Source organism: Pseudomonas sp. UTLPPB19802, assembly GCF_059730225.1.
In genome coordinates, this window is record NZ_AP048545.1 from 5,070,286 (window position 1) to 5,084,163 (window position 13,878).

General features: G+C 60.2%; 8 protein-coding genes. 4 read left to right on the forward strand and 4 right to left on the reverse strand.

What is annotated here, in order from left to right; all coding sequences use genetic code 11:
* Positions 1–201: 201 nt before the first annotated feature.
* From AC6I6U_RS21870 to AC6I6U_RS21885, 4 genes are read right to left on the reverse strand one after another with little or no spacing between them, the layout of a single operon-like run.
* The gene (locus AC6I6U_RS21870; RefSeq protein WP_497878106.1) at positions 202–507 is read right to left on the reverse strand and encodes a hypothetical protein; all 306 of its coding nucleotides are present in this window, start codon (positions 505–507) and stop codon (positions 202–204) included.
* The gene (locus AC6I6U_RS21875) at positions 488–2,365 is read right to left on the reverse strand and encodes a hypothetical protein (protein ID WP_497878107.1); all 1,878 of its coding nucleotides are present in this window, start codon (positions 2,363–2,365) and stop codon (positions 488–490) included. Before AC6I6U_RS21875 ends, AC6I6U_RS21870 begins: the two co-directional genes overlap by 20 nt.
* Positions 2,362–5,409, reverse strand: coding sequence for a hypothetical protein (locus AC6I6U_RS21880; RefSeq protein ID WP_497878108.1), 3,048 nt, complete (start codon positions 5,407–5,409; stop codon positions 2,362–2,364). The genes AC6I6U_RS21875 and AC6I6U_RS21880 overlap by 4 nt, the downstream gene beginning before the upstream one ends.
* Positions 5,410–5,460: 51 nt before the next feature.
* On the reverse strand, positions 5,461–8,319 hold the full coding sequence (locus AC6I6U_RS21885; RefSeq protein WP_497878109.1) for a hypothetical protein: 2,859 nt from the start codon (positions 8,317–8,319) through the stop codon (positions 5,461–5,463).
* On the opposite strand from AC6I6U_RS21885, the gene AC6I6U_RS21890 reads away from it, so the two are divergent.
* The 4 genes from AC6I6U_RS21890 (at position 8,320) to AC6I6U_RS21905 (ending at position 13,780) form a co-directional block, all read left to right on the forward strand.
* Positions 8,320–8,547, forward strand: coding sequence for a hypothetical protein (locus tag AC6I6U_RS21890; protein ID WP_497878110.1), 228 nt, complete (start codon positions 8,320–8,322; stop codon positions 8,545–8,547). It abuts the gene before it with no gap.
* A gap of 204 nt (positions 8,548–8,751) precedes the next feature.
* Positions 8,752–9,258, forward strand: a complete 507-nt coding sequence (locus tag AC6I6U_RS21895; protein WP_497878111.1) for a hypothetical protein — start codon at positions 8,752–8,754, stop codon at positions 9,256–9,258.
* A gap of 15 nt (positions 9,259–9,273) precedes the next feature.
* Positions 9,274–9,660: a hypothetical protein gene (locus AC6I6U_RS21900; RefSeq protein WP_497878112.1), complete on the forward strand. Its 387-nt coding sequence runs from the start codon at positions 9,274–9,276 to the stop codon at positions 9,658–9,660.
* 247 nt (positions 9,661–9,907) lie between these two features.
* The gene (locus tag AC6I6U_RS21905; RefSeq protein ID WP_497878113.1) at positions 9,908–13,780 is read left to right on the forward strand and encodes a dermonecrotic toxin domain-containing protein; all 3,873 of its coding nucleotides are present in this window, start codon (positions 9,908–9,910) and stop codon (positions 13,778–13,780) included.
* The last annotated feature ends 98 nt before the right edge of the window (positions 13,781–13,878 follow it).

Genomic DNA, 13,878 nt, shown 5'->3' on the forward strand with positions numbered 1-13,878 from the left:
GCGACCGGTTGAGCAGGTAGCTGTCCTGAATCCAGCGTTTCAATGCCAGGTAAAATCGCTGCAAGTCATCGGGGGTCTGTAGCGCGTCGCGCTTTTTGTAGGAAAAATACCTGAGGAGCAGCCCTATCGGCACAAGCTCCACGAAAGAACTCAGCCCCTTGTAGAGTGTCGTGGTCGCAACCTCCTCCCCCAATAGCAAGGTCAGCGATTGACCCCCGCACGCCGGGTACGCGCCTTGCTGTTCGACAGGTCGACCCCGAGTGCCTCGGCGACTTTTCGCTGGGCAATGCCCAGCGAGTGGAGTGACAGCACCCCCTTCAGCAAGCGCAGTTCCTGCAGCATCCGGCTGCCGTGCTCGCCCTCGACCTGGGCCAGGGCGGGCACGATGATCGAATGCTGCGCCAGGGTATTGATGATCGCGTCGAGATAGACGAAGCGCTGCGTATCCAGCCCGGTCCCCGACATTTCGTAGCGATCGAGCGCAGGGTCAAACGTCAGGCTCGACATGCACCGCCCCCACCTTGGCCGATCGCTGATATTGCTCAAGCAAGGCCTCGAACAACCCGCAAAAGCCGAGATAGGCCAGGGTCTTCACGTTGTAGTCCCGATCGGGCTTTTCACCCTCCGCGATCAGGCCTTCACGCTGCCACAAGGCCGTGTCCCAGAGGCTCAAGCCGCTGAGGGCGATCCTCGTGCCCTGGGCCGTCGGACCCTCGGCACCCAGTTCCAGCACCACCTCGTCGATGACCTGGGCGCTCGTCCCCCCTTGAGCCTCCCCCAGCGAATGACGGAACGACGCGACCAACGAAGCGGGAAGCTCGCTGCCCGGACCGGCGAAAAACAGGTCGAGGGCCTGGCGGTCATCGCTCAGCGAAAACAGCAGGAAACCCGTGCGCTCCTTCAGCTCGAACGCCCCTCGGTCCTGACCCTCGCTATCCTGAAACACCACTGTTTCTTCATAACGCAACGCGCCGGTTTCCGGCGCCGTGACCATTCTCCGGCAAAGCTGCACGCGAAAGACGATGGACGTCTCAGGGTTCGAAGTGTTCAGGGTCAGCCTGCCCATCGCCTCGCGACGCTCGTCGTTCAGCGCCTTGTCCTGGTTCAGTGCCGCCTGCAGTTGGGTCATGGTGCTCTCGAGTGCCGAGCTGTCGGTAAACGTCGAGCGCTTCAGTTGCGCCATGAACTGGCCAAGCCCCACCGGCAAGGTCCCCTGCTGGATCGCCGCAAGGGTGCCATCCGTGTAGTGGGAAGACAGGCTGAAGGCCTGGCTGGCATCGAAGGCCTGCACATCCGCAAGAATCTGGCGGAATTTCAGGCGATGATTGCGTGTGGTGAAACCCGGCTCGGACCTGGCCCAGGCATCGACTTGCGCGCCCAGGGTGGTGATCTCGCCCAGGCTGGCGGCACCGGGCAACACACTCAGCAGGACGTTGGCGCTGGCGCCTCGCCCGGCCGCCGCCTTCAGCGCGATGGAGCAGACGTTGCGGTGCAGCTCGAAACACAGCCCGTGGTGGTCCCGCCATTCGAAATCGGCGTTCTTCAGCGAATAAAACGCCCGGTTCTCCAGCAGACTCCAGCGGTCCTTGTGCAACGGGTAGTGCGCCGCCAGCCTGTCCAGTGGCAGTTGCCGATAACCGAAGCTTTTCAGGGCGGCCTTCTTCTCCTCGAGACAGTCCCGGAAGTTCTTCTCCCCCTCAGGTTTAGCGTTCCCACGCCAGGTGGCGACCCGCTGCACCTTCAGGGAGTGCTTGCCGGTTCTGAGGGCCACGGGTACCGCGTTGAACTGGAACTCGGTGAACCCGGAGAAAAAGTCCTCGAACGACTCACCCGGCACGTCCAGCGTGAACGGTTCCTGCTCGCTGTCCAGCGTGTTCCAGACCTTGAGGCTGGAGACGCCGCCGCGGGTTTCCAGCTTGATGACACACGGCTGCTCATGGGCCAGCCTGAGTAGGTCGCCCTTGCCCGCCACCTGGCGCGTGGCGATGGTTGCGAACCGCTGGTCATGGCGACTATTGGGCAGGCGCTTGCCATCGGCACCCTCCCCCCAGACCGTCAGTACCAGGTGCAACTGGCTGTCACGACAGAACAACGCGAAGCTGCGGCATTCCCGCTCGGAAAACACCCGTTCGTCCGGCGCCTCGGGCTCACGCCGAGTCAGGTAATGATCCTGCCGGCTTTCGCCCATCCAGATGTTCGGTTTTGCCAGGTTGCTGCTGACATAATCGACCGTGTGCGTCTGCCAGATCGGCTCGGCCGCGCAGAACTCGAAGGTGAAGGTGTAGTCCCTCTCGCCGTAGAAAGGGTTCTCGACGGTATGAAGACGCTCGTGCATCTCCAGTGGATTGGCTTGCGTGGACATCATTGTCCCTCCTGATCGTCCCTGTCGACGACGTCATACTGCTGGATCTGGTCTTCAAGAAAAGCCTTCGAAGCGTCACCCGCTGCCAGCCTGTCGGCCAACTGCACCAGGCCCCGCTGAAGGGCCGGCTCGGGCAAGGTCGACTTGAATCGATGGGATTCCTGCGCACGAATCTGCTGCGTGGCCCTGAGCAGGCCAAGCAGTTGCCCGGCGTCAAAGGTGCCCTCTTCGAGCACCAGGCTGACCCGGCCCAGGCGCAACGGGTCCCAGGCCAGGAGGCCCTTCAGGCACACCGTGAGCAGTTGCGCCTCGGTTTCGCGCAAGAGGAACAGGTCGTCATCCCTGAGCTGGGCGGTAGCGAAGCTGATCGCCGGGGCCTGGATCACGTTCAATGCGCCCTTCCTCCCCGAGAGGAAAATCACCTTGCTGCCCCCGGCGCCTGCGGAAATCTCGACGGTATTGCGGTAGCCGTTGGCGACCACGCTGTCGGTTCCGCCCAGGTGCAGGTAGAAATGGTTTTCCGGCAGGTTCCCGATCAACTGGGTTTCATGTTCACCGCCGTGGAGGTAGGCGACCTCGCCACGGGCCACGAGGATGTCCTGGCCACCCTCGCTGGGATGAAGCGCGGTGTTGGGCTGGCCCAGGATCGTGTGTCGTCGCACGAACTCGGTCTTGTCGCCCAGGCGGCCCAGCACGGTTTTTTCCCCCAGTGCCTCGCGGCCCAGGTCGACCTGTCGCCGCCAGTGAACCCTGCTATCGCCGGGAGGGTTTTCCAGCGTATAGACACGCCCCTCGATCTCGAACTCGATGAACTCGCCGATGGGTTCTTTCAGGAAGTTCACCAGGGTCAGCGAGCCCTCCTTGATCGCCGCCTGGCTTTCGCCGAGAAAGGCCAGCACCGCAGGATCCTCGGAGGCCCCCAGCTGTTTGTCCGGATCGACCCAGACGGCCCATTCCAGGACCAGGCTTCCCCACAACTCATGTTCCGGCTCGGGGACCTTGATGGCGATGCTTTGCAGGTCCACGCCGATGAGCTTGAAGCGCGTGGGCGCGACGCTGCGCTGGAAGTCTTCCTCGGCAGCGAAATCGAAGGTGGTGTGCGAGTCCCACAGCAGGTACAGCAGGTTCAGCGAACCGCGCCCCTGGACCCTACTGCGCCCCTGCCTCAGGTAGAGGGTATTGGAAAACAGCGGGTCCAGTTCATAGTCGTGATTGCCCTTCAGGCAGGGAATGTAGATGTACGGATTGAACTTGCCCTTGATCGACAGGGTGTAGGGAACATCATGAAAATAACCGAACTCGCTCTCGACACTTCGCGAGTAAGGCGATGACGTCCCGCGCAGGTCCTCCTTTTTCATCCAGCAGGTGAACAGCAGGATATCGACGCCTCGCCACCAGCCATCCGTCTCCAGCACCTGCGACCTGTCCAGCCAGGGCGTGGAGAACAGTTGCCTTGCGGTCCTGGAATAGCCATGGAGGGACGCCTGTTGCTGCAAGTCCTCCGACAGTTCACCCTCGACAAGCACGTCCTCGGCCATGCGTTCAAAAGAGAACGGCAGCGACGCATAGGCCAATACATGCTCATCCAGGAACGTCTTGAGGTTCGCCACCCTGCCCGCGCCCTCCTCGGGCACCGGCGAGGTAAGGCTGAAGTCCTCGTAGGGAAACGCCTGCTCCTGGGCGATCGCCTCGAAGTTCAGGTAGCGGTTGTAATAGAACTCCACCTCGGTGACCCACGCCTCGTTGCGGGAGGCTGCCGGGAACGCCGCCGGCAGCACGATCCGGTAATACGCGACCGTGGCGATGGCGGGGTCTTCTCGCGAGTCCTGGAGGTCCAGTTCGAAGAAGCACACCTTGCCCTGGCTCGCCAAGTTGATAAAGCGCGAGACCGTGGCGTCTTCAGCGGCCTTGCGGATCTGGCAACGGCCCTGGAACGTGCGGTCGCCCAGCCGCCGGCTGTGTTCGTCGAACATTTCATAGTCGACCTCGACAAGGCCGACCGGCGGCTCATCGTCGAGATAGACCAGGCCCTTGACCCGCAGGAAAGACTGTCTGTCGAGATAGACCGTCGAGGCCAGGGCGCTCATGTCGACCAGAATGGCGTCGGCCGTCCTGCGCGTCGCGTGCGCCACGTCCAGGCGCTGCAGGCTGTTGAAGACCCGGTCGGCGCTGCCCGCCTGAAACACCGGGTAGCTGGGAAAGCGCACATTCAGGTACTTGAAAACATCCTTTCCATCGAGCGCGAACTTCAACTCCAGCGACTCGCGGGTATGCTTGCGGTTGACCGCCTTCAGGTCGATCTGCTGATAGCGACCTTCCACCAGCCGCAGTTGCAGGAAGTCCTTCCTGTCGTCTTCGATCCTGCCGCCCAGCGTGGTGAGCTGGTAGGTCAGTCGAATCGAACTCAGGTCGAATGCCGACATCGGCCCACCGATATCGAAGGCGTACCCTGCCGACTTCCGCTTGCTGATCTCCCCGAAGGTCAGCGAACCGGATTTCGCCACGGTGAGCTGGCCATCGTGCCGGGTGGTATGAATCTCATAGTTGACCCGGCCCTGTGCCAGGTATTTTGCCAGCTCCGGTTCCCTGGCCGGATTGAATATCAACTCGATCGACTCGTAGGAGCGGCTGGCCGCACTGCCCAGGGCGACCCGTTGGTTATCGCCGGGAACCAGCAGCTTGGGCAGGTCCATGTCGAGGACACTGTACAGGCGCTTGCCGTAATAGGCGTCCGGACTCAGGCTCACGGTCAGGTTCTGCAGGATGATTCTGAGGCCACGCTCGACATCCTCACGCAGATGAGGTTTTTCACCGGCATCATCGGCCAGGAAAAAATCCCCTTCCAGCGAGACCTGCAACTTGTCCCCGGCCCGATCGCCAACGATACAGGACAGATGCCGAACGTCTCCTTCGTGAAAGTCGTTCAACCTGACTTCCAGGTCGTAGTAATTGAGCGTGTTATCCGTTAACAGCAAGTCGATCTTCTTCTGTGCCGAACTCAGGGCAATATCCCGCCCTGTGATCTTGATCACCTTCTTTCCACTCACGACTGATAGTCCTTTAAATATTCAAACCGCCTGAATGCTCAGGCTCGATCTTCAGATGGAAATCGCAAAGCCGCTGACCGCCGCCTCGACCTCGATGTCGCAGTGCTTCACCTGCGGGCGCAACAACAGCAACGACTGGCCCTCGGCATTGCGCAACGCCACCCGCGAGCCCTCGCCGACCACCGCCATCACCGGATGGCGCCGGCCGCTGCGGAAGTTGATATGCGCCGGCAATTGCACGGTGCGCACCACCTGCTCCAGCGCACACGGCGCCTCGCTGCCGGCCCGCACCAGCTCCAGCCGGAGCTTGCTGCGGGCCTTGAACCTGATCACCTCCAGCGACGCCGTGGACAGGTCCAGTTCGCGGATTGTTTCGCGGCCATCCCCCTGCGCCGACAGGTCTAGCGCGACCTGGGGCAGGCTCGGATAGTCGCCTTCGGGCACCAGCAAGCGGGTACGGCTGTCGAAGTGCGAATCATGGTCCTTGGCGCTCAGGACGCTTTTCTTGAACTGCAGCGTGTAACCGATTCCGGGATACAACTTGACCTGGTAAGCCTGGCGCGCCTGCTCCTGCGGCGACTCGCCCGGCGCCCAGCCAAAGGGGTTCATGCCCAGCAGCAGATGCGGCGTGGCGCCGAACAACAGCACCGCCGGCAAAGGACCGAAGTCCAGCACCTGCGCCTGGCTGCCCGGCGTCGCGGGCATCGTCACCATCAGCTTCCGCGCCAGGCCCGAACGTGCTGATGCGCGACGCAGATACCAGCCCTTGCGCACCTGCCGCTCCTTTTCCTGGCCCTTGCCGTCCGGCCAGGTACCCAGCTCGGCGGCGGTCAATCCCAACGGCGCCAGGGTATAGCCCTGGGCACGGTTCGGACCGGGTGGGCCAATGGCCTTGAGGGCGTTGGTCTGGTCCTCGTCGTCGCTGTCGTTGAGCACTGGCGTCAGCAACAGATCGATCCCCTGCTCGGGCAGGCTGCTGATCGAGGCATCAGCACTGCCCTCGAACAGTTGATCCGCCGCCTGGCGCATCTGCTGCTGGGCAGTGATTCCCTCCAGCGCCGTCGGTGGAGCGGCAAGACTGCCGGTCAACAGCGACGACGCGCCGAACAGGTTGTCGAAGAACAGCCCGACCTTTTCATCCCAGCGGTAGTTTTCCAGCGAAGACAGGCCAACGATCGCATTGAGAATGATGTTCACCACCGCCAGGGCCACGCCCACCAGGATCAACGCCACCCCCACGCCCGGCACCGCGATCAGGGCGAAGCCGGCCAGGGTCACGCCAAAGGCGGCCCCGTCGATCACCGTCATGGCCAGGTACAGGGCCTGCTCCTCGGCACTTCTGGCCAGGCGCACGCCGTCGATATTGCGGTAGAGGCTGACGGCCGTGAACAGTACGTCCAGCGGCAGCAAGACCTTGTTCAGCTTGAAGAACAGCAGGTCCAGCCGCGACTGCCAGATCGCCCGGAAGGCGTTCGAGGCCAGGCGCAGGCGCAGCGCCACGCCGACATCAGTGGTGAAATCGAACATTCCCTTGGTCACAGCAAGGGAGTCGCTGACCGTGAACACGCCGGAGCGCAACGAGGAAAAGTCCAGGTGGAACGGCTGGGTGCGAAAGTCCAGGAACACCCCAAAAGCGCCCAGCAAGCGGCTGGCCGCACTGGCCATGCGCGCCGAGGTTTTCAGCACCGGGGCCGACAATTGCTTGTTCTCGATAGCGGTCTTCGCCCGCAGCAGATCATCCTGGGTGTCCTGCAGGCTCTTCAGAGAACGGGCGTTGCCCAGCGAGGCTCTTCTCCTCGCCAGGTTCTGCTGCAATTGCTCCATGGCCGCCAGCCGGCCCGGCCCCTCCTCCCCGGCCTCAAGCGCGGCCCGCAGTTCGCGGCTCGAAACGCCGAGTTGTTCACTGCCCAGCAGGCCACGTTGGACCGAGGCATCCAGCACCAGCATCGCGGGCTCGGGCGCGGTCACCTGGAGGCTGCGAAACAGCGCCTCGGAGACGGTGGTATTGGGGGTACCGCGGGTGAAGAAATGGCCGATGGCCCAGTCGATATTGATGCCGGTCATTTCCTGGAAGTCCTGCTTGCTGAGCAGGAAGAACTTCTCGAAGGCGCCGCTGTAGGCCTGCTCACCGGGCTGCGTGGCAGGGCCTGTCAGGCTGAACAGGGTATCGACGATGAACTTTTTCTTTTCCGGCCCACGATGATCATAAGGATCGATCAGGAACTTGATTTTCGTATCGTTGTAGAGACGCAATCCCTCCAGCCAGTCACCGCGGTCCCTGGCCGACTTCAGCATCACCAGGAAATCGATGACCTTCCTCACGGTTTCGACCGCTCCGGCCCTCAAGAGCGCAGACGGTGAGCCTCCCCCCGACGGCCCGACGCCCCGCAGTGACGGTGCGATCGAGGCGGTCGTGACGAACTGCTCAATGGCCTCGAACCGGTCCGGGAATATGGAGCGAATGAGCTGCGCGGATTCCGCCAGCGCGGCATTGCGCAAATTGATCGATGCCAGCAGACCTGACGCAAGCAGCTCCAGCGTGGCGCGCTTCATGTAATGCTCGCCCGATAAAAAGCTGTGATCCAGCGACAGCACATTGCTGAGTCTCAAATAGTCACGGTAGGGCAGATCGTTCAGGTTCTGCAGGCCACGAGATCCCGTCAACCCGCTCTGCACGGCCAATTGCAAGGGGACTTTCTGGGCCTGCGAGGTCCTGATGAAGTGATCCAGCCCTTTGAGCAGCAGGCCCGGCAGAACGACAGTGTGCTCCTGCCAGGCCGCTGACAGCGAACCGAAGACCCGACTCGCATTCAACACCAAAGGCGCCCAGGGGCTGGAAATGGCCAGGACCACCGGAATTCTATCTGTCTCGAAATGCCGCAGTGCCTTCTTCAGCAAAAGACAGACCATGTGGCCGGCTACTACCTGATGAATATGACAAGCCTGAAAATTTATAAACTTCAGTTTTTTAAAACCCGCCGCACCATGAACTTGAATTATATTATCGTACAACCATTGTGCGACCCTCTCCGGGCGAGCGCGCATCTGCTCGCCAATGTTTCGGCCATGGCCGATGACATTGACCACGCCATCAAAAGAAACACCTTCCACCGCAGGAAGGGAATATTTAATGGATAAACCATTATTACTGATCGTGTAGTCTGCCCCCATATCCAGGTACTGATGACTGTATGGGCCGAACAAGCGAACCAATTCGGCACCCCGGATGACACCGAACTCCTTGTCGATGTTCACAATCATCTCTTTCCATACCGCCGAATCCACCAACGGCAGGGAAAGCTGGACCCGTAATGGACCAAACGCCCTAAATGCGTTGAGTTGATGAAGCCCGATCAGCAGATCAGCGGGCACAGACCAGATATTGATCAGGGACAGGAATGTGCTCACGTCCTGCGCGGTCTTGATATTCCCGCGCCACTGACCGTAGTAGGTGCACAACATGTTCATGCCGGCACGAGACTCGCTACGCCGCTCTGCGATCACCTGGTAGAGCTTGGCAACCGCCACCTCATCGCCAACCAGAAGATTCAACGAGTGTTCGGTATGACGCTTGCGACGGACAGCGGCATCCCTTGCCAGGGTAACGCCAAGATGACGCCTCACCTTCGCCTGAGCCACGCCCAGCTCATAGATACCGATCAGCCCATTCAAAAAATCCAGCTCGTCTTTTCTTATCCTGAAATCATCGCCCTCCGGATTGCTCATGAGCGTGAGATCCTGAACCAGTGCAAGGTTGACCAGGCCCTCGGCCGCCACACCCTCCTTGAGCAGGTAGGACTTCAACGCCGCATACGAAGCCTGCAGTTCCCTATCCATTCCTGTCCATAGCGCAAAATCCGGAATATGGCGCTCGAAGTCGAGTACGAATCGATCCATGAAACAGGGATAAACAATTTCTTGAGCCTTCGCACCCTGTACATGCAAATGGCCCAACGTAAAAACCGCATGACCACGAGCGATACGGATCTCCCTGCCTTCGAGGTAAATCCCGGAAATAGCAATATCAACATTACTCAGCGTCGCTGCAATTTTCTGCAAATATTCAAAACTGCCGCCATCCGCCCCCTCACCGGAAACTTCATAGCGATTCAAGGCATTATCAAACACCAACATTCTCATGCAAAAACCCACCTAATCCAATGGCACAAGAGAAAATCTCAGACTCTCGAGCTGGCTTCACGCCATTTTTCCATCCACATGTATTCCAAAGACTACCCGCCCGCTCGTTAAAAATGAAAATAGATTATATCGATGCAAAACCGGAATAACCGAACAGAAACGGGGATATATAAAATTCATATATATCACCAAATTCCGCCACAACGACAAGAACTCAACTGAACAAGAACCTCAATGAATGAAAAGAACCCTCTGACTCATTCGAGTTCATTAACTATCTAACACACCCTGGCTCCCACATGGGCTTTAGCTGGCGACTCGACGCCCTTCTTTCAAAAAACCGACAGCGAGTTCCAACATGCCCACCGCCCTTGAAGCCTCTTCAGCCCTTTCCTTGCCTCACGAGCGCTTCATCAGATTCCGCTTGCCGGACTGGTTGAAGAATGCCACTCCCCAGGAACGAACCGATCTGCGCGAAGCTCTGATCCAGTGTCATCTTTCCGCCATCAAGGTCGGTGATATCCTGAGCCCGCTCAAGAGCCTGGATGACTTTGCCGAACCGATCCTTGAGATGGACCTCAAGGCGGGCTATCCGCAGTTGCGTGACATGCAGATCGCTACTATCAGCAAACGCTGGTATCGCGACAGTGTCATGTGGATCCCCATTTACGATGCCAGCCCCGAACACAGCCTGCTGGAGGCCGCCCTCTACAATTTCGAAGCCTGGGAAACCCGCAGCAGTGGGTTTGGCAGTGGATCAGCCATCTATCTGACAGGAAAGTCCGCGGGACTCAAAAGCAACCTGCTGCCCGAAGTCTTCGCCCTGCGTTGCCGTAACCTTGACCTCGGCCGAAGATACCTGCTGCACCTCAAGCAGGTACTCGACCTGACCAACCCGGCGAACGAACCCCTGGTGCCACAGAACAAGCATCAGCACTTCGCCGAACACCAGCGCAATCGCTTCAATGTGATACTAAAGATGGCCCACCTGCGCGGCGACATCTCCGATGACTGTGCGAGGCGGCTCAAATACTTTTTGCTTGCGCCCGATAGAAGTAGAGGCAAGCTGCTGCTCAGCCATCGGGTCAAATTGCTTGGCCACGTGTTGCCCGGTGTCATTCATTTCGCCGCCGACCCGGACGACGACAAGGGACGGTGCGCCATTTACTTCCCCGGCCACCCTCTGTATCCGCTCAGGGAGTACTCCTCGCTGCTCATGTTCCAGGTGGTATTCATGACGCACCTCAATTCGCAGGACGCCCGGCGCCGGATCAGCCGACTCATGCCCATCGACTATCGGGACAACCTGCTGACGGCAAAACTGAGAAGCGCCATCAGCGCCGCCAACGCTCCTCAGGCCAGCCAGGTCAGCCTCTCCAGCTGGATCGAAGAGGAACTGTTCGAAGACATCCACCGACAGTTGCTATCGCGCGCGCTCGAGGACCTGGGCCGGCTGGCGCCCCCCGCGGCAAACGTGCAGGCGGCACAACGGGAAAAACTGCTGGACGACTATCAAACCTCGGGCCTGGAACTGCTGCCCACCCTCAAGGACTACATTCCCCAGTTCAAACGGCGCCTGGCCGAACCGGTGGACATCCTGGATGCGGCACTCGTCTATCAGGATCTCGAAACCTGGAACATCGTGGAACGACTGAGTGGTTCGATCCACCTGCTCAATGTCGTCGAAGCCCAAGCCAGCAGCCAGATAACGCCACAAATGCACACCGAGGCGAGCACACTCCCGGAACTGGTCTCCGTTCGCACTCGAAGCGGCACGCGCCTATGGCACCCCGACCCCAGCCACTATCGGGTGGCACTGCACCTGCCCAACGGTCAATGGCACATGAACGCCCTGGGCCTGCACGATTGGGCGAACAAGACCTACCTGCTACTCAACCAGTCGTACTATGAAGTCCGCTACGATACCGACACTCAGGGCTGGCATATCGTCTCTCAGGACAAACCCGAACTTTACTCTCCGCCGTTGAAACACAACCGCGTCGGTGCCTGGTGGACACTGCACGAAAATATCCTGCAATGGCCCGAGGCCAAGCTCATCAACCGCCTGAGTGCACGTGCCGCACGACTGCCCGAGCCCCTGGCGAACGCCTTGTTGTCCCTGAGCGGGGAAAATACCGACACCCTGAGACAACTGCATCGCCATGGCCGACGCACTCCGCCACTGCTGCTCGATAGCCTCAAGCGCCTATGGATTCTGCGGGAAATCGAGGGTTTCAACATCGACCAACCCCAGGACGATACCTGCTCCGAACTCTGCTCGCAGATCCAGACGCATCTGCCGAACCTGCTGCCCGACTTGCCGAAGCAAGCGCCCGTGCGCATCGCCAAGCAGAACTCGCGCCGGCTCATCCTGGGCGCCGATGGCGCGCAATTCGTCAACATCGACGAAATCCAATGGCTGCCCGAACTGTTCGACTATCTGTACCGGCAACTCGAACAACCCGAGACACCAAGCCAGCAACGACTGCGCGACGCGTATCCGGACCTGCCCAAGAGCCACCTGGAAGAACTCGACTTGATCCTGCAGACACTGGAGCAGAGCGAAACCACCCTGCCAGGACTGCAGCCCGAGATCGACCGCGCTCTGGAACAAGTCCGCATTTCCCGGGTATTCGAGGGCCTTTATCCGGAGTGGCCAAAAAACCAGCACAGTGAATACCTGGCCTTTTCACTGCTCGAAACCCTGGAGCCCTGGCCGGAGGACCTGCGCCTGGAACTCATGGACCCCGCGCTCGATCTCTCGACTCCCTTGCAAAGCATCGGGGTGGACTTCAGTCTGAACTACCGGCGCCTGAGGAAAACAGCATCACGCTACGAGACGCAGGACAGGCAAGGCAGGACGCTCTCCACCCACGCCGATTTCTACAGCGCGCTGTGGCAGACCCTGCCAACGGCGACGCAAAAACATTTGAGTCAAGCCTATGACATCAGTCTGGAGGCGGGGCAGACAGCGATCGACCTGAAACGGGCGTTATTCCGACAAGCCTCGAAGCTGCGTCGCCAGACCCCGGCAGTACGCATGCTGCACCCCCTGCCGGAACCTGCGATGACATCCTCTGCCGGACCGTTGCCAGAGCAGTTCGCCGTACCCGGCCGCCTGGTGTCCGGCCTGCAGTTGCGCGACAACGGCATCTACTGGAACCTGAACCGCGAAACCGTCTCGAGCCGGGCCCACCGGCACTACATTGTCGACCGCCGTCGCTATTATCCGGTCAGATGGTCCCCCGAGGGCTGGCGGCTGCTGAACGCGAGCAATCCCTACAGTTTCTACCAGCCGCGACTGCAGCGCAAAAGCAAGCGTGATCATCGATGGACCCTGCATCATCCGGACCGCGAGCCCAGGTTGCTGGTGCAATCGGAGCACCTTCCAGTACCGACAGACAGCCAGGTCCTGGCCGACCTTCAGCCAGGAACGATGTTTACCCCAGAGCAGTGGCAGCGCCTGTTGGCAAACAAGTCCTACCGCTCGCATACGAACTCGCCTTTCGCCTACGACCCGGTCGACAACGCCCGCTATCCCCTGCGGGATCTGGACGGGCACCCGATGACCATTACCGCGCTGTACTACTCCGTGGCCGAAGACAGTCCTCAGACCCAGGCCCGCGCGCAACAGATTATTCCCTACCTGGCACAGGGCGTGGAAGTGGCACGCCTTTACGAAAACAAGCTGCGCATCCTGCGTTTCAAGGAACAGCACATGGCGTCCGCGGATGAACGGCATCTACTCTACCGCTTTCGTGTTTCTCCCCGACACGACCTGAATCCGGGTGAACTGCTCGGGGTATATGGCGGCATGCTGATTCCGTTGATCGTCAACCACCATCGCCGAGACCCCTTCACGACCTGGATCCAGGACGAGCGCTCGCTGAACCTGCTGCGTTTTCATGGCCCCCACCCCCAATCGGCGCTGCCCTGTCTCACCGGCGACAACATGCTGTCGAGAATCAATACAATATTCGAGTACCACGATGGCATTCCCGTACGCCAGGCCGCCACTGGCTACAACGTCGAGGCATTCGCGTTTCCGGTCGATATCCAGGACTCTGACGGCAGCGTCGTGACAAATCGTTACTACATTACCGCCCTGTTCACCAGCCAAGCCGTCAAGGCCGATGAAGAGTTGCGCATGAATCACGGCTACACCTGGGAACAGATCCAGACGCTGAACAGCACCGAACCGGTTATTCCAGACATGTCGGAACCTTCCTGAGCGCCAGGAACCTGGCGGCGGCAGGTATGCATACCTACCGCCGCCGCCACGCGCAGCGCGCCTACCCTGCCCCTTCGAACAACGAAACGGGCTTAACG